General features: G+C 57.9%; 24 protein-coding genes, 1 rRNA gene, 1 pseudogene and 1 riboswitch. Of the genes and pseudogenes, 4 read left to right on the top strand and 22 right to left on the bottom strand.

Annotation, left to right across the window (positions count from 1 at the left end; all coding sequences use genetic code 11):
• Positions 1–83: 83 nt before the first annotated feature.
• The 9 genes and pseudogenes from DLM86_RS30240 to DLM86_RS30205 form a co-directional block, all read right to left on the bottom strand.
• A complete protein-coding gene (locus tag DLM86_RS30240; protein WP_110843785.1) occupies positions 84–476 on the bottom strand; it encodes a RidA family protein in 393 nt (130 codons plus the stop codon).
• A gap of 76 nt (positions 477–552) precedes the next feature.
• Positions 553–1371 carry a pur operon repressor gene (purR, locus tag DLM86_RS30235; RefSeq protein ID WP_110843784.1) on the bottom strand — a complete coding sequence of 273 codons (819 nt, stop codon included), beginning with the start codon at positions 1369–1371 and terminating at the stop codon, positions 553–555.
• A gap of 80 nt (positions 1372–1451) precedes the next feature.
• Positions 1452–2306 carry a 4-(cytidine 5'-diphospho)-2-C-methyl-D-erythritol kinase gene (ispE, locus tag DLM86_RS30230; protein ID WP_110843783.1) on the bottom strand — a complete coding sequence of 285 codons (855 nt, stop codon included), beginning with the start codon at positions 2304–2306 and terminating at the stop codon, positions 1452–1454.
• A 133-nt stretch (positions 2307–2439) separates the two neighbouring features.
• Positions 2440–2628 carry a small, acid-soluble spore protein, alpha/beta type gene (locus DLM86_RS30225; RefSeq protein ID WP_110843782.1) on the bottom strand — a complete coding sequence of 63 codons (189 nt, stop codon included), beginning with the start codon at positions 2626–2628 and terminating at the stop codon, positions 2440–2442.
• A gap of 89 nt (positions 2629–2717) precedes the next feature.
• The gene (gene veg, locus DLM86_RS30220) at positions 2718–2993 is read right to left on the bottom strand and encodes a biofilm formation stimulator Veg (protein ID WP_110843831.1); all 276 of its coding nucleotides are present in this window, start codon (positions 2991–2993) and stop codon (positions 2718–2720) included.
• Between the two features lie 255 nt (positions 2994–3248).
• Complete coding sequence (yabG, locus tag DLM86_RS30215; protein ID WP_110843781.1) at positions 3249–4109, bottom strand: sporulation peptidase YabG; 861 nt, start codon at positions 4107–4109, stop codon at positions 3249–3251.
• 113 nt (positions 4110–4222) lie between these two features.
• Entirely contained in the window at positions 4223–5122 is a 900-nt protein-coding gene (rsmA, locus tag DLM86_RS32575) for a 16S rRNA (adenine(1518)-N(6)/adenine(1519)-N(6))-dimethyltransferase RsmA (RefSeq protein ID WP_211326611.1), read from the bottom strand.
• Positions 5123–5176: 54 nt separating this feature from the next.
• Positions 5177–5692, bottom strand: a pseudogene (gene rnmV / locus DLM86_RS32570) (ribonuclease M5); the annotation flags it as partial.
• 132 nt (positions 5693–5824) lie between these two features.
• Positions 5825–6964 carry a resuscitation-promoting factor gene (locus DLM86_RS30205; RefSeq protein WP_110843779.1) on the bottom strand — a complete coding sequence of 380 codons (1140 nt, stop codon included), beginning with the start codon at positions 6962–6964 and terminating at the stop codon, positions 5825–5827.
• A 273-nt stretch (positions 6965–7237) separates the two neighbouring features.
• Positions 7238–7396: riboswitch (cyclic di-AMP (ydaO/yuaA leader) on the bottom strand.
• A gap of 276 nt (positions 7397–7672) precedes the next feature.
• On the opposite strand from DLM86_RS30205, the gene DLM86_RS30200 reads away from it, so the two are divergent.
• Together DLM86_RS30200 and DLM86_RS30195 are read left to right on the top strand one after the other, a co-directional pair.
• The gene (locus DLM86_RS30200; RefSeq protein ID WP_110843778.1) at positions 7673–8419 is read left to right on the top strand and encodes an ABC transporter ATP-binding protein; all 747 of its coding nucleotides are present in this window, start codon (positions 7673–7675) and stop codon (positions 8417–8419) included.
• Complete coding sequence (locus DLM86_RS30195) at positions 8416–9606, top strand: ABC transporter permease (RefSeq protein WP_110843777.1); 1191 nt, start codon at positions 8416–8418, stop codon at positions 9604–9606. The genes DLM86_RS30200 and DLM86_RS30195 overlap by 4 nt, the downstream gene beginning before the upstream one ends.
• Before the next feature lie 39 nt (positions 9607–9645).
• Here the strand turns inward: DLM86_RS30195 and DLM86_RS30190 are convergent, their stop codons facing one another.
• On the bottom strand, positions 9646–10422 hold the full coding sequence (locus DLM86_RS30190; RefSeq protein ID WP_110843830.1) for a TatD family hydrolase: 777 nt from the start codon (positions 10420–10422) through the stop codon (positions 9646–9648).
• Between the two features lie 17 nt (positions 10423–10439).
• The gene (locus DLM86_RS30185) at positions 10440–11741 is read right to left on the bottom strand and encodes an HD domain-containing protein (protein WP_110843776.1); all 1302 of its coding nucleotides are present in this window, start codon (positions 11739–11741) and stop codon (positions 10440–10442) included.
• A gap of 412 nt (positions 11742–12153) precedes the next feature.
• On the opposite strand from DLM86_RS30185, the gene DLM86_RS30180 reads away from it, so the two are divergent.
• Entirely contained in the window at positions 12154–12417 is a 264-nt protein-coding gene (locus DLM86_RS30180) for an AbrB/MazE/SpoVT family DNA-binding domain-containing protein (protein WP_110843775.1), read from the top strand.
• Between the two features lie 123 nt (positions 12418–12540).
• On the opposite strand, the gene rsmI is transcribed toward DLM86_RS30180, so the two are convergent.
• From rsmI to DLM86_RS30130, 10 genes are all read right to left on the bottom strand, one after another.
• Positions 12541–13446: a 16S rRNA (cytidine(1402)-2'-O)-methyltransferase gene (gene rsmI, locus DLM86_RS30175; protein WP_110843774.1), complete on the bottom strand. Its 906-nt coding sequence runs from the start codon at positions 13444–13446 to the stop codon at positions 12541–12543.
• Positions 13443–14234: a tRNA1(Val) (adenine(37)-N6)-methyltransferase gene (locus DLM86_RS30170; RefSeq protein ID WP_110843773.1), complete on the bottom strand. Its 792-nt coding sequence runs from the start codon at positions 14232–14234 to the stop codon at positions 13443–13445. Before DLM86_RS30170 ends, rsmI begins: the two co-directional genes overlap by 4 nt.
• Positions 14235–14330: 96 nt before the next feature.
• The gene (yabA, locus tag DLM86_RS30165; RefSeq protein ID WP_110843772.1) at positions 14331–14693 is read right to left on the bottom strand and encodes a DNA replication initiation control protein YabA; all 363 of its coding nucleotides are present in this window, start codon (positions 14691–14693) and stop codon (positions 14331–14333) included.
• A 72-nt stretch (positions 14694–14765) separates the two neighbouring features.
• Positions 14766–15569: a PSP1 domain-containing protein gene (locus tag DLM86_RS30160; protein WP_110843771.1), complete on the bottom strand. Its 804-nt coding sequence runs from the start codon at positions 15567–15569 to the stop codon at positions 14766–14768.
• Between the two features lie 128 nt (positions 15570–15697).
• Complete coding sequence (gene holB, locus DLM86_RS30155; protein ID WP_110843770.1) at positions 15698–16666, bottom strand: DNA polymerase III subunit delta'; 969 nt, start codon at positions 16664–16666, stop codon at positions 15698–15700.
• An 18-nt stretch (positions 16667–16684) separates the two neighbouring features.
• Positions 16685–17131 (bottom strand): YaaR family protein, encoded by a 447-nt coding sequence (locus DLM86_RS30150; protein ID WP_110843769.1) that lies wholly within the window; start codon positions 17129–17131, stop codon positions 16685–16687.
• Between the two features lie 33 nt (positions 17132–17164).
• Positions 17165–17494, bottom strand: a complete 330-nt coding sequence (locus DLM86_RS30145) for a cyclic-di-AMP receptor (protein ID WP_110843768.1) — start codon at positions 17492–17494, stop codon at positions 17165–17167.
• A gap of 138 nt (positions 17495–17632) precedes the next feature.
• Positions 17633–18301 (bottom strand): dTMP kinase, encoded by a 669-nt coding sequence (tmk, locus tag DLM86_RS30140; protein ID WP_245955035.1) that lies wholly within the window; start codon positions 18299–18301, stop codon positions 17633–17635.
• An 81-nt stretch (positions 18302–18382) separates the two neighbouring features.
• Positions 18383–19834, bottom strand: coding sequence for an aminotransferase class I/II-fold pyridoxal phosphate-dependent enzyme (locus DLM86_RS30135; RefSeq protein WP_110843767.1), 1452 nt, complete (start codon positions 19832–19834; stop codon positions 18383–18385).
• 126 nt (positions 19835–19960) lie between these two features.
• Positions 19961–20152, bottom strand: coding sequence for a sigma factor G inhibitor Gin (locus DLM86_RS30130; RefSeq protein ID WP_211326610.1), 192 nt, complete (start codon positions 20150–20152; stop codon positions 19961–19963).
• A gap of 304 nt (positions 20153–20456) precedes the next feature.
• On the opposite strand from DLM86_RS30130, the gene DLM86_RS30125 reads away from it, so the two are divergent.
• The gene (locus DLM86_RS30125) at positions 20457–20978 is read left to right on the top strand and encodes a hypothetical protein (protein WP_110843765.1); all 522 of its coding nucleotides are present in this window, start codon (positions 20457–20459) and stop codon (positions 20976–20978) included.
• A 136-nt stretch (positions 20979–21114) separates the two neighbouring features.
• On the opposite strand, the gene DLM86_RS30120 is transcribed toward DLM86_RS30125, so the two are convergent.
• A 23S ribosomal RNA gene (locus DLM86_RS30120) occupies positions 21115–21287 on the bottom strand; the annotation flags it as partial.

Genomic DNA, 21287 nt, shown 5'->3' with positions numbered 1-21287 from the left:
TTGGTTTATACTTCCACATTTTTAAGCAAACTCCTCCTAGATTTTGCCGAAAAGTTCGGATTTTTTTTAAATTTATTTGCTATTTAAACTTTTTCGACAGTTTTCGTCGCGATCAATTCAATTTCGACAAGAACGTCTCTCGGCAAGCGGGCTACCTCGACGGTAGAGCGTGCCGGCTTATGGTCGCCGAAGTACGAAGCGTAGATTTGATTGACCGCCGCGAACTGGTTCATGTCCTTGATGAAGACGGTCGCTTTTACGACGTCGGCGAAGGTGGCGCCGGCCGCTTCCAGCACGGCGGACAAGTTACGGAATACTTGGTGCGTCTGCTCTTCGATGCCGCCCTCCACGATTTGGCCTTGCGCATCGAGCGGAATTTGCCCGGAGGTGAAGATGAGGTTGCCGAACGTTACCGCTTGCGAGTACGGGCCGATTGCGGCCGGCGCTTGGTTGGTCGATACGATTTGAATGGTCATGATCCGATTCTCCTTGTCCTTCCCCGCAGTCCGGCTGCGGGGATGCGTAGGTTTAATGGTCGTTGTAGGCAAGTCATTACGCGAAATACGTCCCCGGCAGCACGGAGATTTGCTTCGTCTTCGGATCGACGCTCGTCAGCTTGGCGATCGAGACGTAATCCTCGATCAGATGCTCGTCCACCTCGGCCGACTCGACGAATACGCCGACGCCTTGCACCGTGGCGTGAAACTCGCGCAGCAGATCGATCATGCCTTGGATCGTTCCGCCGGCCCGCATGAAGTCGTCGATGATCAGCACGTTCGATTGCTCCCTCAGCGCGCGGCGTCCGAGCGACATCGTCGAGATCCGTTTGGTGGAGCCGGAGACGTAGTTGATGCTCACGGCCGACCCTTCGGTGACGCGATTGTCGCGCCGCACGATGACGACGGGCAAGTTCAGGAACGAAGCCGTCGCATACGCGATCGGGATGCCTTTCGTCTCCACGGTCATGACGACGTCCAGCGGCTTGTTCGCGAATGCGGTGGCGAACATGCGTCCGACCTCGTTGACGAGATTCGGCTGGCCGAGCATGTCGCTCATGTATAAATAACCGCCCGGCAGCACCCGGTCGGGCTGCTCGAGCTGCTTCCGGATGTCTTCCAATATGCCGAGCGACGCGCTCTTCGATATGCGCGGCGTGAACTTCACGCCGCCGGCGGCGCCGGCGAGCGTATGAAGCTCGCCGAGCCCCTCTTCCTCGAACACTTCCTTGATGATAGCCAAATCTTCGCTGATCGACGATTTGGCGGATGCGTACCGTTCCGCGAATACGGTCAGCGGTATGAGCGAATGGGGGCGAAACAACAAATATTGCGTCATTTCCACCAATCGGGCACTACGTTTTAGCTTTTTCACGCGCCTCTCCCCCCACAACCGCAAAAATTCCGAATAATATACAGAAAATATATCATTTTCATCCGGGTTTTCGCAACCGCTTACGGAAGAAGCCGGACCGCGTACACGTCTTTGCAAAATCCGCGCAAGCCGTTATAAATGCGCGCAAGCTTCGATTGCTTCTGCACGAGGCCGAACACGGTCGGCCCGCTTCCCGACATCATGGCGCCGTCCGCCCCGAGCCGGAGCATGCATTCTTTGATCTGGCGCACTTCCGGATAATGCCGGATCGTAATATCCTCCAGCACGTTGCCCATCGCACCGCACATGTCGGCGAACCGCTTCTCCCGGATCGCCCGCAGCATGTCGGCCGTCGACGGATGGCGTTCGATCGCTCCGACGTTCAGACGGCCGTATATTTCCTGCGTCGAGACGTGGATCGGCGGCTTCGCCAAAATGACCCAGCATTGGGGGGGACCCTCGATGGGCTCCAGCACCTCTCCCCGCCCTCTGGCGACGGCCGTACCTCCCGTCACGCAGAACGGCACGTCGGACCCCAGCTCGGCGCCCAGCTTCTGCAGCTCCTCCGTCGGAATGTTCAGCTTCCACAGCCGATTCAGCCCGCGCAGGGCGGCGGCCGCGTCGCTGCTCCCGCCGGCGAGACCGGCGGCGACCGGAATCCGTTTATCCAAATGAATATAGACGCCGCTTGCGACGTCGTACCGTTCTTTGATCAGCTTCGCGGCCTGAAACGCCAAGTTTTTCTCGTCCAGCGGGATGTAGCCGGCTTGGCTCGATATAATGATCGTATCGCGCGGAAGCTCCTGCATTTCCAGACGGTCCGCCAGGTCGACCATCGTCATCACCATCTCGACCTCGTGGTAGCCGTCGTCCCGTTTGTGGAGCACGTCCAGCAGCAAATTGATTTTGGCCGGCGCCTTTTCGTATATTTTCATAACCCACCTTCTTTACCGAAGCGATAACTTTTCAATATTATATCAAACGCCAAAAAGAAAAGCTAAAGCAGAACGCCTGCTTTAGCTTTTCGGGACCATACGCGGCCGTTTTCGGGCACGCCTCGTGACGCTCTTAGCGACGGGGCGTCCGATTGGCCAACTGCTGCTCGGCGAGCTGGATGGCGCGCTTCACCATATTGCCGGCGTCCTTCGCGCGAATTCCGGCCCAGCCTTCCCGTTGAACCGTATCGTAGAACCCCAAATCTTTGGCGAGCTCGTCTTTGAACTGCTCGGACATGACACCGCGTCTACGGCGACCCATCCGCCTCGACCTCCTTTGACTGCGGGGTTATCCGTAGTATGTGAAAAAGGCGGCGAAACTTATGCGTTTCGCCGCCGTTGCAACGTAGTTTAATGCTGGATATAGGTGATTCGGACTTGTCCTTCGTCCTGGCAAACTGTCACTTCGACCGACTCGGTCAAAATGTCCGCGTAGCTGTAGGACACCCGTTTGAACGCATGCTGGTCTTGGTCCAGCTTGACGATAAAGACAGAAGGGTAGGTTTCTTCCAACACTCCGGAGCGTTCGATGGTCTTTCGTCGGCCCCCGTTTGCCCGCAACATGATCTTCTGCCCGACATGAGCTTCCAAACTGCGTTTGATTTCCAACAGCGCATTTTTTGCCATTGTCAACTACCACCTCTTTCCTTGTCTATTATAACTTATCCAGAGGTAGTATGTCAAATCAAGCTAAATATTATATCAGCCAACCAAACTTATTGTCAACGGCTTTATGATCGCGTTTTTCCGAATTATGCATCCAATTTTCTATATAATTTTCACAAAACGTTCAAACTTTATTCTTTTTTCGTTCGGTAAACAGGAAAAAACCCGGGTCGATTCGACCGTGTGGTCGAAAACGAACCCGGGCGCAAGCGCCGTTCAAGTCGATTGTGCCTTCAGCCTCGGCAGGCCGAGCCGGTAGCTGCCCCTCGTCTCCACGCCGCCGACACCGTCGAAGCCGCTGATCGTGTTGCGGATCACGTCGACGATGTTCACCGTCTCCTTGACGGACGTGTAGGCCGCCTTGATGGCGATGCAGGCCGGATCGAGCGCGTGGATAAGCACGCGTGCCGGCGAGCTCGCGAAGTTGGCTCCCGCCTGCAGCATCGCTTCGAAATGCGACTGGCACGCTCCCGCCACGACCGTCAGCGAATCGAGGTTGCGGTCGTACTGCCGGGCGATGCGAACCGCGTTCACGAAGTTATGCGAATTTTTGTAGCTGTTCAAGTTGTTGATGTCGCGGTCCTTCATGTGCTTCAGGATACCGTCGTGCCCCGTAATGACGACGATGTCAGGTTTGGTCTGGGGAAGCAGACGGTAAAGCGCCTGCGACATGTTCGGCTCCGTTACGAAAAAGCCCTCCGCCGGCACGCGGAACTCTCCGTACAACGACATGCTCTTGCGCAAATAGGTCGGGTCCCCGTCCAAATGAAGCACTTTGCCGGGCAGCTCGAAATAGGAATGAGGCGCCTTCTCCGCGCCGAGCTCCGTCTGCTGCTTCTCGCGCTGAAACAGCCGGAAGCGGGCAAGCTCGCGCAGCGACTCGCTCACCTTCAGTTGCGAATAATGCTGCTGCATCGGCCGCGAATCGCGCACCGGTAGCAAATCCGATACGGGCGAATCGGCCAGCAGCCGGAAGTCGACGCCCTTCAGCACCGCGCGCTTCGTCTCGATCGCATCAATTTTGAAAATGACGTCGCCGCCGTACGATTTCCGGACGACCAGTTCTCCTTGCTTCATACCACAATCGCCTCCCTCGTGTATCGTATGGGCGATCTGGGCGTTTGGTGAGGAGAAGTTTCGGAAAGCGTACTTCGAGCGGGCATACGTTCGAGCAAGGGTTCAAAAGACGGTCAGGCGTGCGTGCTGCGACGATAAGCCGCGATCGCGTTCGACAGCCGGGCGTATTCCTCCAGGCTGAGCGTCTCGCCGCGCCGGGACGGGTCGATGCCGCATTGGGCGAGCACCGATTCCATCGCCGGCTTCGCCGCCTTGCCGAATATCCCCGCCAGCAAATTGTTCGCGATCGTCTTCCGCCGCTGCGCGAAGCAAGCCTGCACCGTCTCGAAGAACAGCTTCTCGTCGTCCGTCTGCACGGGCGGAGCCTCTCGCCGCTTCAGCCGGATGACGGCGGAGTCGACGTTCGGCTGCGGGATGAATACGGTCGGCGGCACGATCGCCACGATCTCCGCCTCGCAGTAATACTGCACCGCGATGCTGAGGCTGCCGTATTCTTTGCCTCCCGGCTTGGCCGACATCCGTTCGGCGACCTCCCGCTGAATCATGACGACGATATATTCGAGCGGCAGCTTCTCCTCAAGCAGCTTCATGATGATCGGCGTCGTAACGTAATACGGCAAGTTCGCCACCACGCTCACGCTCGTGCAGCCGGCGAACCGTTCCCGCCACAGCTCCTGCAGGTCCAGCTTCAGCACGTCGCCGTTGACGACGGACGCGTTCGGATAGGGCGCCAGCGTCTCCTCCAGAATCGGCAGCAGCCGGCGGTCGATCTCGATCGCCACGACCGTCCCCGCCGCTTTGGCGAGCTGCTGCGTCAGCGCTCCGATGCCCGGCCCGATTTCCAGGGCGCCTTTGGACGGAGCGAGATTCGCCGCGGAGGCGATGTTGTGCAAAATATTGGCGTCGGTCAAAAAGTTTTGACCGAGACTTTTTTTCAGCGTAAAGCCGTGCCTCTCGATAATCTCCTTCGTCCTTCTCGGACTGGATACGTCGGAGGGGCGTACGTCGTTCATGGGCGATCTCCCTTTGTCCAGCGAGGCGTTCATCCGTTCGTACGCCGCGGCGAATTCTTCCCGCCCGATGCGGAACGTCCGGCACCTCTTGTAAAATTGTTTGCCGTTGCAGTAGCCGATGCCGAGCAGCTTGCCCATCTCGAGCCGCCGTGCCGCCGCCTGCGGGTGGACGAGAAGTCCCGCGGCCATCAAATCGTCCATCGTCACGCCGGCCCCGTCCTCCTCCGTGCCGGGCTCCACCTCCGTGCGCACGCTGCCCAGCGCCCGGACGATCGCCTCGTTCGACGCGTTCTCCACGCCGATATCTTCTTTGCGCGTCGCCTCCTCCTGCGTCAGGAACGCGTGCTTGCAGCCGGGTACGCGGGCCGAGATGATTTTGCGGATACGCTCGCCGGCATGGTCCGGGTCGGTGAAGATGATGACGCCCCGCCGCTCCTGCGCCAGCGCGATGCGCCGGATGACGTCCTCGCCGATCGCCGAGCCGCCGGTTTCGATCGTCTCGGCGTCCACCGCCCTGCGGATGGCGGCGGTATCGTCCCGCCCTTCGACGACGATAATTTCTCGAATCATGGCCCGCTTCCTTTCTTCCGTACGAACAAAAAGAAGAGGGGTCTCCTCTTCTTTCGGCAATCGATTCTCTTCTTCAATATACCCAAACCGGACAAAGGAATCAACTCGCGAGTCCCTGACGCGAGAAAGCCGTCAATTCGATACCGGCTTCTCCTTGCCGATAATGTACACCTTGTATCCCCGCTTCATGCCAAACCGCTTGGCGTAATCGGGATTGTCGAAATAAACGTCGATCACGTTGCCCTTGACGGCGCTTCCGGTATCTTCCGCCCGGCGCAAGCCGATCCCTTCGATATAGACCCACCAGCCCATCGGGATTACCTTCGGATCGACCGCGATCGTCCGGCCTTCGCTCACCTTCGTGCCGGAGGCCGTCAGCCCGTACTGCGGGTGCTCGCTCGTCTTGCCCGTGGACTCCGCATCGATGGAATACGCGGTCAGCGTGACGTTGTTCAAGATTTGCTTGTAGGCGAACGTGACGTTGCCTTTCGTCACTTCCTCGATATCCGGGGACGACGCCGACAAGACGACGACCGGATTTTTCGTGCCGAGCGCGACGATTTTGTTGACGCTCTCCTGCTCGACTTTCATATCGACGACGTTCTCGGCGACCAGCTGGCCGTCCTCGAACACTTTTTCCACTTTCTTGGCCAGCACGCCTTCCTTGCCTTCGGTCACGACCTGCTCCTTGCCCTTGAGCAAATTCGGGTCGTTCTTCTTGACCGTATCGAACGGGATCGGTTCGGTTTGGTCCTCCAGCACCTTTTGCACCCGCACGATTTGAATCGGCGTGTTCGCCGTCACGGCTTCGTCCGCCGCCGGCGTCAGCTTGTCGTTCTCGCCCACTTCGACGTTCAGATCGCGAAGCGTCTCGGCCACCGTCTTGCCGATCGTGTACAGCGTTTCCGACTTGCCGTCGGCGGTCAGCTGCACCGGAATCGCATGGTTGATGACGACTTGATCGCCGTCCTTCAGCTTCGCGTCCAGCGCGAGCGATACGCGGTCGTGCTCGTTTACGGCGATTTGCTGCTCTTCGAGGAGGGCGGACAGCGTCGACTGCCGCGTCTGGATTTGCTTCTCCTCCCCGTTGACGACCAACCCCACTTGCTTGTAAGACGTCCCATACATCAAAACTGCGAACATCGTTATCATTACGATCGAAAACAAAGCGCCAACGATAATCAAACGCAAGTTTTCATGCTTCCATCGCATTGCAAAGGACATGCTGGATGATCGCTTTACATGGGTTTCTCCGGTGTGAATAACGCCCACTTCTTCGGTCCTCCTTCATCAGCCCCGCCGCCTTGGTGTTACGCATGACTGGATTTGACGCGACCTGGTTTTTGGATTTTGATGATTCGTGCTGTGATGCCATCGCCAGTAGATCGTTCGGGCTAAATGTATGACGGAAATTGTCCGAATAGTCCGTGCAAAGGGTATTTTCGAAAAAGCCGAAAATAAAAGCCGCGGGAAGAGGGACTCTTCTCGCGGCGTAACGTTCAAATGCTCATCCCTAAACAAGGCGGCATCCATGCCCGACAATCGTACCTCTCTCTTCACGCTTACGAGGTTAGCTGACGGGTTCGGACGCGAGAGTCGCCCTATCCGCGCGGGAGCCCGTGAGCAAGCTCTGCGCGAAATTCACCCCAATAAACCGATTGGTTCCCCCGTTTTCCCTTACGGAAAACTCAGCGATGCGGAAATCGATGGCGGTATGCGGTTTTGAATCATTATGATCGTTATATTAAGCCCTTCTGAAAAACCTGTAAAGAGGACGAAAGGGCGGTATTTTCGCATATAAGCGAAAAATGTGTGATATTTCACTTTTTTAGTGCAACAAATCGCTGTTTTTCTTCGTTAGAACCTTTTATGTCCGCCGCATGATGCCGATTTCGAAAAAACGGCCCCCTTCGGGATGCTGTCCTTCGCCCAAAAATGGTATGATATTGGAGAAATCGGAGCCGAAATCGGAGGAAATGAATGGAACCCATTTTGGAAATCAACGGGATGTCCGGCGGGTATGTCTGGAACCGTCCGGTCGTTCGCGAGCTCTCGCTGTCGATCGATCCCGGCCAAATGGTCGGGCTGATCGGCTTGAACGGAGCGGGCAAAAGCACCACGATCAAACATATTCTAGGCCTGCTGACTCCTCAGCAGGGAGAAGTGCGGGTCGCCGGGCGAACCGTCTCGGACGAACCTTCGTCGTACCGCGGTTCGTTCGCCTACGTGCCCGAGGCGCCGGAGCTGTACGAGGAGCTGACGATCCGCGAGCATTTGCGGATGACGGCGATGGCGTACGGCCTGTCGCAGGAGCAATTCGAAAGCCGCGCCGCGACGCTCGCCGGGCAATTCGACATGACCGACAAGCTTGACGCCTTTCCGCAGACGCTGTCGAAAGGCATGCGCCAAAAAGTGATGATCATGAACGCCTTTCTCGTCGAGCCGCCGCTGTACGTCATCGACGAGCCGTTTCTCGGCCTCGATCCGCTCGGTATCCGGTCGCTGCTCGATTTGATGGTGGAGCGAAAGCGGAACGGCGCCGCCTTCCTGATCAGCTCGCACATTTTATCGACGCTCGAATCGTACTGCGATCGTTACGTCGTGCTGCACGGCGGGCGGATCGCCGCGAAGGGGACGCTCGCCGATTTGCGCCGGACGGCGGGCGCCGCTCCCGATGCATCGCTCGACGATCTGTTCTATTCGATCGTGAAGGGCAGGTCGACATGAACCCGGCCGTACGTCTATGGAAGGAACGACTCGGCGCGCATCTGAAGGTCGTTTCCCGGTATGCTTTCTATGCGGGACAGAGCGGCTTCTTCCTGTTCCTGTTCGCCGCCTTCATCACGACGTCGTACTTGTACGGCAAAGCGCTCGACCGGATCCCCGCGTCGTTTCCGTACGCGCTCGTCATCGCTTGCTGGCTGACGCCGTTCATGGCGGTCAGTCCGATCCGGACGCTGCTGCGGCAGGCGGACCTCGTCTTCCTGCTTCCGATGGAAGCTCGGATGGGCGGCTACTTTCGCCGTTCGATGCTGTACAGCTTCGCGACCCAATCGTTCGCGGCCGTTCTGGCCGTCGCCGCAGCCATGCCCCTGTACCGGCACGGCTACGGGGAGCGGGCGCTGCCGTTTCTTGTCGTATTGCTGTTCATCCTGGCACTGAAATTCGCCAATATGCTGGGCAATTGGACGGAAAGCGGCATGATCCGCGGAGGGCAGCGGCAGACGTTCCGGCTCGTCCGGTGGATCGCGGACGCGGCGATCATATATGCGCTGGCGTCCTTCGGCTTCATCGCCGGGGCCGTTCTGCTGCTTGCCTCGCTCGGCGCGTTCGCGCTCGGCGCCCGCTTTGTTCGCCGCGTACCGGTCAACTGGCCTTACTTGCGGATGAAGGAAGCCGCGCACCGAACGACGATGCTGCTGTTTTTCAACTGGTTCGTCGACGTGGACGATTTGCCGAATCGCGTCAAGCCGCGGAGGAGCCTTTCCAAGCTCGCCGACCTCGTTCCTTTTCGGCGCGAGAACGCTTTTCGCTACTTGTACGCGCTCACGCTGCTGCGATCGGAGCTGTTCGGCATCACGCTCCGCTTGACGCTACTGGCGCTGGCCATCCTGCTCGCCGTCGACAATCCGCTGCTGTACGCCGGCGTCTACGTTTTGTTCCAGACGGTAACCTGCGTGCAGCTGTCCGCGCTAGGCCGGTTTCACCGGTATTCCGTCTGGCCGGCGCTCTATCCGATCCCGGAGACGCTGCGGGCTTCTTCGGCTCCCCGCATCGCATCCGTCGCACAGCTGGTTCAGGCCGTCGTACTGGCGCTGCCGCTTTGCCGGCCCGGCGTATTCGAGCCGTGGTTGCTCGCGCTGCCGGCATTTGGCGCGGCGCTCGCTTACGCTGTGCGCCGCCGCGGACAATAGAACACCCCCGCCCGATTCGCGTTTCGGGCGGGGGTGTTGTCACGATTGCGGCGGCAGCCGGAACAACCGCGTCGCGTTGTCCGACGTAATCCGGGCGATCTCCTCCAGGGAGACGCCCTTGATTTCCGCCGCCGCTTCCGCGACGAGCCGCACGTAGCCGGTCTCGTTCCGCTTGCCGCGATGCGGGTGGGGCGTCAAGTAAGGCGCGTCGGTTTCGATCAGCAGACGGTCCATCGGCACTTGCGCAAGCACCTCTTTCGGCTGCTTCGCGTTTTTGAACGTAACCGGCCCGCCGAACGAGATGTAGAAGTTCAGGTCGAGGCACATCTTCGCCGTCTCCCAGCTCCCCGAGAAGCAATGCATGACGCCGCCGACCTCGTCCGCTTTTTCTTCTTTTAATAGCTGCACGACATCGTGATGCGCATCCCGGTTATGGATGACGATCGGCATCCCGAGCTTGCGCGCAAGCCGGATCTGCTCCCGGAACACCCGATGCTGCACGTCCTTCGGCGACGTATCCCAATAGTAATCGAGGCCGATCTCCCCGATCGCCACCACCTTCTCCTTCGCGCACAGTTCTTCGATCCAGTCGAGGTCGTCCGCCCTCATGTCGATCGCATCCTGCGGATGCCAACCAACCGCCGTGTAGATGAAATCGTACGTTTCCGTCAGCTCGATCGAGGTCGGGATCGTTTCCCGATTGAAGCCGATATTGATGATCCGGCTCACGCCGTTTTGCAGCGCCCGTTCGATCACTTCCCCGCGGTCCGCGTCGAATTGCCGCGCGTTCAAATGCGTATGCGTATCCGTAAGCACGTTCGTTCCTCCGTTATTCATTCGTTAGATTCGCCGGTCACGCCGAGCATCCGCCGGACGCCCGGCGAAAGCAGTCCCGCTTTCTCCTCTATCGGCTCGGCCGGGAAATATACATGATGCTTGCCCATATGAATGCCGCTGATGGAGCGGATGATGTCCGATCTTCGAGAGATTTCCACGAGCTCGTCCCGCTCGTTCAACAGCCAGATGGGCAAGCTTTCCTCCTCGTCCCCCGGGCGATAGACGTCGTACGGAAGGTCGGTCAGGAAGTCGATTTCCAAGTAATAGTCCGGATCGATGCCGACGGCGGCAAAGCTTTCCTTCAGCTCGCGCTCCCAAGCCTCGTCGATGACGTCAAGCGCCACGTATTTGAACAGCCGCCTATGCAAAAATCGCTCGCACAAGTCGGACAAGATCGGATCGCGCTCCTTGCTCCACTGCATGATCGTCATCTGCACGTACGATTCGTCAAGCGCCAAGTAATCGTCGATGCCGATGTCGTTTTCCAGCAGCCCGACGAGCGGCCCCATCAAAAATTGAAACGGATACCGGTCCCCATAAAGACGCTTCGCCCTTTCGAATATTTTACGGAGGACAATTTCCGAGCTTCGCGTGACGGGATGAAAGTATACCTGCCAATACATCTGGTAACGCGACATCAAATAGTCCTCGATCGCGTGCATGCCGCTTTCCTTGACGACCATATGGCCTTGATGCGGGCGTATGACGCGCAGTATGCGTTCCAAATCGAACGTGCCGTAATGAACGCCGGTGAAATAGGCGTCGCGGAGCAAATAATCCATCCGGTCCGCATCGAGCTGGCTCGAGATAAGGCTGACGACGATTTCTTTGTCGTACGACTTGCAGATGACGTCCGACACTTTCCGGGGCAAATCCGGATCCGCCTCGCGCAGCACCCGATTCACTTCGGTATCGCCCAGAACGAGCCTGCACGTCCATTCCTCGTGATGCGTGCCGAAGACGCGTTCGACCGAATGCGAGAACGGCCCGTGTCCGATATCGTGAAGCAGCGCCGCACAAAGGCAGAGCAGCCGCTCCTCGCTAGGCCAGTCCGCATATCCGTTTCGCTCGAACTGCGAAATGATCCGTCTGGCGACTTCATAGACGCCAAGCGAATGCGAGAACCGGCTGTGCTCGGCCCCGTGGAACGTCATGAACGAAGTGCCCAGCTGGCGGATGCGGCGCAGCCGTTGAAATTCTTTCGTATTGATCAGGTTCCAGATCGTCTCATCCTGTACGTAGATATACTTGTGCACCGGATCTTTGAACACTTTTTCTTCGCGCAGCAGTCGGGTCATGGTCCAGCCTCCCCAAGACGGTTATCCGTTATCCGTAGGACGAGTTTCGCTTGTTTCAAGTATATACCAACCGGGCCAAAACCACCTCATCTTTTGGATTAACACCTTTCGACAAAATGTCTCGGAAAACGGCTGTTTCTGTCGAGCGTTCTGGTGGCATTTGTCGAATTTTATTCTGATTCGACTTACAAATCGGACCTCGAAACCGCGGCTATTCCCATTGTTTACACGCCATGTTATGTTGACATGATTTTCAAGAAGTCTTGTACCACTGCGCATCTCGGGTTCTCCAAAAAAATTTGCGCACGCGAAATCAAGGCCCGTCAGGTTGACTATTATGGGAATGGTTGGTATGATGAGTTATGAAAACGATGTCGAATAATGACGAACTGAAATGAGAGGAGCACCACAAATGATGAAATCCACTGGTATTGTCCGAAAGGTTGACGAACTCGGGCGTGTCGTGATTCCGATAGAACTTCGCCGTACGCTGGGGATCGGGGAGAAGGACGCTCTCGAAATTTACGTGGACGGGGAACGGATCATGCTGAAGAAGTACGAGCCGGCGTGCATCTTCACGGGCAACGCCGACAACCTCGTCTATTTCAAAGGAAAAATGATCAGCAAAGAATGTTTGGCCGAGCTCGCAGAAATTTATAAATCTATGACAAATTGAAAGACAAAATCGAAATTATAGGTTATAATAGGAATATGAACATTGTTAATTCTAACCTTTTATATATCTCCTCTACAATCCCCACGCGTATGTGATGGCATCCGCATGGGGATCTTTTTTTGCCTATTTGCCGAGCAGCGCGTTATAGATGTCCCTCTTGCTCACGCCCCTGTCGGCTGCGGCCCGCTTCATCGCTTCCTTGCGGTCGCCGGTCTCCCGCTCATACCGTTCGACGTGCGCTTCCAACGGCAGCTCGGCCCACCAGGGGCCCGCCCCTTCCGCTTCGCCGCCGGCTCCGGCCGACTGAGCCGCAACCGCGCCGTTGCGGTCGACGACCAGGCAATATTCGCCGAGCGGCTCGTTCGCCTTCAGCCATTCGATGCAGTCGCCGACCGTGCCTCGCGCCACTTCCTCGTACCGTTTCGTCAGCTCGCGGACCATGGCGACGGACGCTTCCCCCCATGCTTCCCGGATCGCCTCGAGCGTCTTTGCGACCCGATGCGGAGACTCGTACAGCAAAATCGTCGCCGGCACGCGTCCGAGCCGGTCCAGCTGCTCGCGAAGCTTCTTTTTCTCCCGGGGGAGGAAGCCCGCGAACAAAAACCGCTCCGTCGGCAGCCCCGACACGACAAGCGCGGACAAGGCGGCGTTCGCTCCCGGCACCGGCACGACCGGCACTTCCGCCTCGACCGCGAGCCGTACGAGGTCGTAGCCCGGATCCGATATGGCGGGCATGCCCGCATCGCTGACGAGCGCGATCGACTGTCCGCTCTCGATCATCCGGATCAGCTCCGGACCGCTCGCCTGCTTGTTGTGCTCGTGATAACTGACGAGCCGGGTCGAAATGCCGAAATGCGTCAGCAGCTTGCGCGTCTGCCGCGTATCCTCCGCCGCGATGCAATCCGCTTCCTTTAATACGCGGACCGCCCGGTACGTCATGTCCTCCAGGTTGCCGATCGGCGTGGCGACCAAATAAAGCGTGCCTGTCCCTTCGCGCTGTTCGAAGCTTTTTTGAATCCGGATCGTCACGCCTCGTCTCCCCCTTGTCCTTCTTCCACAACGCCGCCCAATCGATCGGCGCGTCCGTAATAAACGTCAAGCAGCTCTTGGCAGTAACCGTTCTCCTCGTGCACGATTAGCGGCGGCAGCAGCCGCAGCTCCGGCTTCCCGTCCCGTATCGCCTCGATCAGCACGATATTCGCCTCTTCGCCGGCTCTCGGGTGAACGAAGCGAATCCGCTTCGGCTCGAGCCGGTGCTCGCGCATGCCGCACACGATCTCGATCAGGCGAGACGGTCTATGCACCATCGCGACCTTGCCGCCCGTCCGCACAAGACGGCTGCACGCCGCCAATACGTCGTCGAGCGTACAGTACAGCTCGTGCCGCGCCGCGGCGATATGGATATTGAGCTTATGATCCCCCGACCGGACGGGCAAATACGGCGGATTGACCGTGACCAGGTCGAACCGGCCGTAGCCGAGCGCGACGTGCGCTTCCTTCAAATCCGCCTGCAGCATGTGCAGACGGCTCTCCAAGCCGTTCATCCGCACGTTGCGCTCCGCCATGTCCGCGAGCCGCTCCTGAATTTCCACACCGACGATGTCGGCTTTCGTGCGGGTTGACAGAAGCAGCGGAATGACGCCGTTGCCGGTACATAGATCGGCGATGCGTCCGCGCGGCGGTACGCTGCAAAACCGGGCGAGCAGCACCGCATCCAGCGAGAAGCTGAACACGTCGTCGCTTTGAATAATGTGCATCTCGTGCGTAAGCAAGTCGTCCAGACGCTCGCCGGGACGCAACCAATCGTTCGGGTTCATCGGGCCTTTTATCTCCTTCGGGCAAGCTCAGGCAAAAAACCGTAGAGGGGCGGTCCGCTTCCGGCTCCGCTTCTCTACGGCTTGTATCGCTAGCTCCTATTTATTCAAAAACGAGAGGCAGAACAGGCAATCCTTCTCCGTGCGGAGATGCCCGTAATGAACGTTGCATATATGGAACCCTTCGTGATACAGCCGGGCCAAGTTGTCGTACCCTTCGCCGACGGAGGGCGTTTCCTTCGGCGGTTTGCCGCCATGCTCGTCGGTTGTCGTTTCCGCCGGCTCGGCGGCGGCCGACTCGCGCCGCAACAGCTTGCGCAGCTGTTGATTTTCGATGCTGAGTCGTTTGTTTTCTTCCAGCAGCTGGACGATTTCCTGCTTCAAGGAGCCGATATAGTGATGAAGGCCGCCCATCTGTTCTTCCAGATGGTGCATTTGCGTAAACAGATCCTTTTTTTCCACGTCTGCACCTCAGCGCCAATGATACTCCGAAGCGGCCGCGAGCGTTAGCGGAAAGCCGCTCCACCGCATCGGTCAGTCTTGCTCCACGACATCGTCGCAAGGCATGATTTCCACTTTGCCCGCATCGAACAATTGCACTTTCACCGTCCGGTTCTCCACGTTCAATCCGATCACCTTGCCGTTGCCCATCGACGTAATGACGATGCTGCCGACCTTCGGCATCTCCTGCTTGCCGCTTTCATACTGATCATGCTCGTATTTCAGGCAGCACATGAGACGGCCGCACAGTCCGGATATTTTCGTCGGATTGAGCGACAAATTTTGGTCCTTGGCCATCTTGATCGAGACGGGCTCGAAATCGCCCAAAAACGACGAACAGCACAGGATACGTCCGCACGGTCCGATACCGCCGAGCATTTTCGCTTCATCCCGTACGCCGATTTGCCGGAGCTCGATCCGGGTTCGGAAAATGCCGGCCAAATCTTTGACGAGCTCGCGGAAGTCGATGCGTCCTTCGGCCGTAAAATAAAAGATGATTTTGTTGCGGTCGAACGTATATTCCACGTCCACCAGCTTCATCTTGAGCTGATGCTCTCGGATTTTGTCCTGGCAAGTGACCATCGCGTTGCGTGCCGCTTGCTTGTTGTCGTCGACCAGCTTGGCGTCGGAATGGTCGGCGATGCGGATGACGCGCTTCAGCGGAAGGACAACGTCCGATTCGCCGACGGTCCGTTTGCCGATGACCACCTTGCCGTACTCGACGCCTCGCGCCGTCTCGACGATAACCGCATCTTCTTGTTGTATAGGAAGATCCGAAGGATCGAAATAATACACTTTGCCCGCTTTTTTGAAACGGACGCCTACGACACTGTACACTTGCTCCCCTCCTAAGGACGTTGCATGAGCAACGTTTACTTCGTAAGCGCTGAGCATTCCATATGAATGCTGAACTCGTAAGCATCCCGAACGTCGCATCCGCAAGTTATTACGTTAGCAACGCCGAGCTACTTCACCCCGATCAGAAACTGTTCCAGCACAAGCTGGGCGTTCGCATTGGAGCGGAGCCGCTTGCGCGCCTCCACCGCCCGTTCCATGCAGCGAACCCAGCCGTCGGCGTCCCGGGTGAACGCCTGCTTGGCCAGCCAGTCCGCCTGATCTATATAAACGATACTTGATTTTCTTCCGAACGATACATGAATCATGTCTTTGTACCACAACATAATCATATCGAACAGCGTGTCCAGATGGTCCGCCACTTCCGATTTCATCACCTTCTGCTGTACGGAGACGGCAAAAGGCTGCTTGGACGCCAAGTCCTTCATTAATTGTATCATCACGTTTCTTGTTTCTGCAAACCAATTTATTTGGATAAGCTTTCGCGCCGCCTCGAGTCCGGACGCGAGATGGACCGCGACATGCACAAGCTCCTCGGGCAAGCCCTCGGCCAAGAGCGGCGGTTTCATTTGCTCCGGCGGCAGCGGCAGGAACGGCACCCATTGGGCGCGGGATTGGATGGTGGGCAGCAGCGCCTGCCCGTTCTCCGTGATCAGGATGGCGATCGAGGGCGTTTGCGGCTCCTCCAAAAATTTTAGCAGGCTGTTCGCGGCTTGAACGGTCATCCGGTCCGCTTCGTTCAGCACGTATACTTTCGTGCCGCCGGAGGACGAACGGTAGGCGAACTGCTGCTGAAGCCCGCGGATTTGATCGATCTTGATGCTGGCGCCGTCCGGCTCCACCCAAGTGAGATCGGGATGGTTGCCATGGGCGAGCTTCCGGCATTCCAAGCATTCGCCGCACGCCTCGTCGACGTTCCGGCTGCAAAACAACGCCCCGACGAACGCCCGGGCGATTTCCTTGCGCCCGCTTCCGTGCGGGCCGGCGAATATATAGGCATGGGACAGCTTGTCCGCGCGCAGCCCGTTTTGCAGCAGCCGTTTGGCGCGTTCCTGTCCCGGTATCGATTGAAAGTTCATAGACTCCCTCTCCATGCGCTAGTAAAACAAATTGATCAGCAGCCCGCGAATTTCGCCGACTTTGCTCAGCAGATCGATCTTGCCTTCCTCGGTCTCCAGCATGTCGTCGGCCATTTCGATCAGGTGCCGATCAATTTCGTCCAGCAGCTTATACCGCTTTCCGCGGCCCCGGCGATCCCATCCGGTCGTATCCTTCAGCCCGATTCCTTTGCGAACCGTCTTCTCCAGAAACTGCTTGACGAGCAGCTTGTAAGCACGCAGCTCGCGGACCGTCATCGACTTGGTCAGCCGCTCGCCCTGGAGCTGGATTTGCTGCAGCATCCGGTTCAGCTGCTCGGCGTCCGTCTTGCCGTCCTGCTGGTTCATCATGTCCGAGAAGCTTTTCGGAGCGACCGGTGCGGAGGACGGACTATCGTTCAGTTGGATTTGCTTGCCGAATGGGCGCCAGCCGGGATTGATTTTCACGATGCGTTACCCTTCCTTATATAGGTTATGGCTTTAGAAATGCTCGAATCGCTCCACCGGAAGGACGAAAACCGCCGCGCCTCCCACTTGGACCTCGACCGGAAAAGGAATGTACGAATCCGTCGTCCCGCCCATCGGCGAAACCGGCGTGACGAGCTGCTCGCGTACTTTGCAGTTCGACTTGATCACGTGCAGCACTTCATGGATCCGCTCATCCTCGATCCCGATCATGAACGTGGTGTTGCCGGCTTTCAGAAATCCGCCCGTGCTCGCCAGCTTCGTGGCGCGAAAGCCTTCCTTGACGAGTGCGTTGGACAACCGATTGCTGTCCTTGTCTTGCACGACCGCGATTACCAGTTTCATGCGTCATCCCTCCTCAGGTTCGAATGGAGTGCACCATCGTATGAACAGTATACCATATTTCGGCAAGAAAACGTTTACAATGTGTATGGGTGCGTACATTTCAACGTAGCGCCATGTAGCGCTTCTTCTTATTATACACTATTCGGCTTCGGATTGTTCCCCTTCGCCGGCGCGAAGGCCGAGTCGTTTAACGAGAATCTCGGTCGACGCCCGCACGACGGCTTCCTCGGGCTGGTCCGCATCGACGCGTACGATCCGATCCGGGAACCGTTCGAGCAGAAGCCGGTAACCCGCCCGCACCTTCTCGTGAAACGCCAGCGCCTCGAGGTCGAGCCGGTTCACCTCGCGATCCCGGTTGGCGTGAATGCGCGCCAGCCCGACCTGCGGGGAGACGTCGAGGAACAGCGTCAAGTCCGGCATCGTGCCGTCGATCGCGAACCGGTTGATCGCGAACACTTCGTCGATACCGAGACCGCGCGCGTATCCTTGGTAAGCGAGGCTGCTGTCGACGAACCGGTCGCACAGCACCGCTTTTCCTTCCCGTAAGGCGGGGACGATTTTTTGCGCCAGATGCTGGCGGCGGGCGGCCGCATACAGCAGCGCCTCGGTTCGTCCGTCCATCTCGACGTTGCGGCGATCCAGGATCACCTCGCGAATTTGCTCCGCGATCGCGATGCCGCCGGGCTCCCGCGTGACGACGACTTCCAGGCCGTTGTTGCGCAATGCTTGTTCCATATGGCGGATCGCCGACGTTTTGCCCGCTCCTTCGCCGCCTTCCACCGTTATAAAGATTCCTTTGCTCCTCACGACCGTTCTCCTGTCCCCATCATCTCGAGCTTGCCTCTATATCATTCGATAGCGCCGCCGCTGTTTCCTGCTTGAGCCCTTTTAGACGAACACGCGTATCGTACGGAACCGGGGATCCGCGGCCCCTTGAAACCGCGCGCCCATTTCCGCCAAGTCGTTTATGTACCGGACCATCGTTCCCGTAATCCGCTCTCCCGGATATAAGACCGGGATGCCCGGCGGGTAAGGAACGACCATCTCCGCACATACGCATCCTGCAGATCCAAGCAGCGGCACTTCCGTCGATCGGCCTTGTTGGTCCATGCCGAACCGAACCGGCTCCGAAACCGGCGCCTCGTCGAACAAAAGCCGTTCGGACAAAGCTTCCATCGTCGGCCGGTTGGCCAAGCCGTGTACGGCCGCGATATCGTCCAACGCCCGTATAAGGCGATCGGCGTCCATCGGCTCGGAGGCCAGACTGAATACGAGAAGCGTATGACGCGAATCGGCCATTTCCGCCATCATGCCCCGGAGCTCCAGCTCGTCCCGCAGCGCGAACCCGTCAAGCGCGCCCGTCGCGTCGGACACCGCCACCTTGAACGGGTCTTTCGTCTCGTAAGCATCCGCCGGGGCCGCCGGGAGCGTCCGATACCAGGGCTTGTCCCGAACGTACGACTCGACTCGCTCTACCGTACGCAGCGCATCGTCCAGCCGCTCCGCCCCTTCCGTCTCCATCAGCAGCCGGCCGGCGTCCAGTGACGCCATAATCGGGTAGGACGGGCTGGAGCTTTGCAGCATCGACAGTCTTTGCCGCAGCAGTCCGCGATCGACCCGGCTTCCTTGGACATGCAGCATCGCGCCCATCGTCATCGACGTCAGCATTTTGTGGGTGGATTGGACGACCAGATCGGCACCTCCGCTTAGGGCGGAAGGAGGCAACGCCGGATGAAATCCGAAATGCGCCCCATGCGCTTCATCCACGATGAGCGGCTTGCCACGCGCATGTACCTTCTCCGCAATCGAGGCCAAATCGACGCCAAGTCCGTAATAGCTCGGATTCGTCAGCAGCACGCCCTTCGCCTCGGGATACATCGTCAAGGCGGTTTCGACGTCGGCCGTCCGCACCCCCGTCGAAAGTCCGCTTCTCCGGTCGAAGCGCGGAGTGAGGAATACGGCCTGCGCTCCGGCGAGCATGAGCCCGTGCAGCACCGATTTATGGACGTTCCGCTGCACGATCAGCGTATCGCCGCGACCGCACAGCGCCGTAATCGCCGCCAAATTGCCGACGGTGCTTCCGTTGACGAGGAAGTACGTCTCTTCCGCACCGAAGCATGAAGCCGCCAGCCGCTGTGCCTCCCGAATGGCACCTTCCGGGTGATGCAAATCGTCGAGCCCCGTAATCTCGGTCATATCGATCTCCATCATCTCGCGCAGGATGCCGGCTACGGGCGGCAGCCCTCTTCCTGATTTATGTCCGGGGACATGAAAGCTCGCCGTTCCCCTCTCTCTATGCCGCAGGAGCGCGTCCAACAACGGGGCATTATTCTTCGCCATTCGGCAATTCTCCTTCCGATCGGTCTTCTTTAACCATACCATACCGGAAAGGTTCGGGGAAAAGCAAAAAAGGCCTGATCCGCGAAGGAAGACCCGAGACCCGCTTCCGGTTTAAGTTCCGGAAAGCTAGGCATTCATTTTATACCAAATTTTGTTCATCTGATGAATGAAAAACGGATATTTCGCGTCCTTGACGTCCGTTCGGACCATCTCCGCCTCGCATTCGTCGCATATGAATTCCGCACAAATTCGAATCCCGTACGGCTTCGGCTGATCGCAAATGATGCAAGTGTGGATGGTCGCTTCCTCGTGTTCCATTCGATTCACCGCCTTTTCTCTACCAGTATGCCACATTTTCTATTCTCTTAAACTAGAGTTCGCGCCATTTCTTTGAAAAAAACCATCTTTTTTTCGCTGCGTCCGCCTGTTCGGTCATGATAACGTATGTAGGGTATGGGCGATTGGTGCCTGTTTGCGGAGCCCGTTGCGCAGAACGCCCAAGAAAATGCTTTTGCCCGTATGCCGTTCCTTATATAATAGATAAGAAAAGCCGCACTTGTATTGCTGGTACAAGGAGCGGCGAGCAAGGCGGACATCGCCGCCTTCGCGGGAGGTCGTATTTTTGCATCGTCTGGACAAAGACGCCACGGTTTATAACTATACGCTTGTCAAACGGATTCGGCATCGTCCGCTGCCGCTGCTGCTCTATGGCGTGCTGCCGCTTCCGGCGGCCCTCTTCATGGCCGTTTCGGTATCGCCCTGGAGCTTGCTCTGGATCGCCGCCGCCCTTGTGCTCCTTCCGATGCTGTACGGCGGAATGACCGCCCTCTACTTGAAGCAGCACGGATCGAATCAGCGAGGGCCGTGGACGTTCGCCGTCCGGTGGCCTTGGCTGGGACTGCTCCCTGAACAGCATACCCCGCTGAAAACCGTCGTTCGTATTCACGATCATATACTGTGGGTCGGCTTGGCCGTTATCGGCTGTTTTTATCCTTGGCTGCCGACACCCTATTGGATCGCCTGGCTTGCACTGCATGTCTGGTACTTGATTCCCCGGTTTTGGATCTTCCTGCTGCTTCGACGGTCGAAGAAAAACGGCCTGCTCAAAATCAATCCGCGCGACACTTCCTTTTACGTCGAATAACCCGGGCGAGGCGCCCGGGTTTTCTTGTGCATTTTTAGGCTTGGTAAAAACAAAAAACCACGACTGTATGGCCGTGGGTATTTATTCCCTGAAAACCGGATGCGAAAGAATCGAGTTTGAAGCTGGATCGAGTGTATTGGATAAGCCCTCGACCGATTAGTATTCGTCAGCTGCACGCCTTGCGGCGCTTCCACCCCGAACCTATCAACCTGGTCGTCTACCAGGGGTCTTACGAATTGGGAAATCTCATCTTGAGGGGGGCTTCACGCTTAGATGCTTTCAGCGCTTATCCCGACCGTACGTAGCTAC

Source organism: Paenibacillus flagellatus (assembly GCF_003217775.1).
Taxonomy (GTDB): domain Bacteria; phylum Bacillota; class Bacilli; order Paenibacillales; family NBRC-103111; genus Paenibacillus_AB; species Paenibacillus_AB flagellatus.
This window is presented reverse-complemented; position numbering and strand designations above follow the sequence as displayed.

Coding starts and splice junctions, on each gene's coding strand:
- DLM86_RS30240 (WP_110843785.1), bottom strand. CDS start 476: ATGACCATTCAAATCGTATCGACCAACCAAGCGCCGGCCGCAATCGGC.
- ispE (WP_110843783.1), bottom strand. CDS start 2,306: ATGAAAATATACGAAAAGGCGCCGGCCAAAATCAATTTGCTGCTGGAC.
- DLM86_RS30225 (WP_110843782.1), bottom strand. CDS start 2,628: ATGGGTCGCCGTAGACGCGGTGTCATGTCCGAGCAGTTCAAAGACGAG.
- veg (WP_110843831.1), bottom strand. CDS start 2,993: ATGGCAAAAAATGCGCTGTTGGAAATCAAACGCAGTTTGGAAGCTCAT.
- yabG (WP_110843781.1), bottom strand. CDS start 4,109: ATGAAGCAAGGAGAACTGGTCGTCCGGAAATCGTACGGCGGCGACGTC.
- rsmA (WP_211326611.1), bottom strand. CDS start 5,122: ATGAACGACGTACGCCCCTCCGACGTATCCAGTCCGAGAAGGACGAAG.
- DLM86_RS30200 (WP_110843778.1), top strand. CDS start 7,673: ATGGAACCCATTTTGGAAATCAACGGGATGTCCGGCGGGTATGTCTGG.
- DLM86_RS30195 (WP_110843777.1), top strand. CDS start 8,416: ATGAACCCGGCCGTACGTCTATGGAAGGAACGACTCGGCGCGCATCTG.
- DLM86_RS30185 (WP_110843776.1), bottom strand. CDS start 11,741: ATGACCCGACTGCTGCGCGAAGAAAAAGTGTTCAAAGATCCGGTGCAC.
- DLM86_RS30180 (WP_110843775.1), top strand. CDS start 12,154: ATGATGAAATCCACTGGTATTGTCCGAAAGGTTGACGAACTCGGGCGT.
- DLM86_RS30170 (WP_110843773.1), bottom strand. CDS start 14,234: ATGAACCCGAACGATTGGTTGCGTCCCGGCGAGCGTCTGGACGACTTG.
- holB (WP_110843770.1), bottom strand. CDS start 16,666: ATGAACTTTCAATCGATACCGGGACAGGAACGCGCCAAACGGCTGCTG.
- DLM86_RS30145 (WP_110843768.1), bottom strand. CDS start 17,494: ATGAAACTGGTAATCGCGGTCGTGCAAGACAAGGACAGCAATCGGTTG.
- DLM86_RS30135 (WP_110843767.1), bottom strand. CDS start 19,834: ATGGCGAAGAATAATGCCCCGTTGTTGGACGCGCTCCTGCGGCATAGA.
- DLM86_RS30130 (WP_211326610.1), bottom strand. CDS start 20,152: ATGGAACACGAGGAAGCGACCATCCACACTTGCATCATTTGCGATCAG.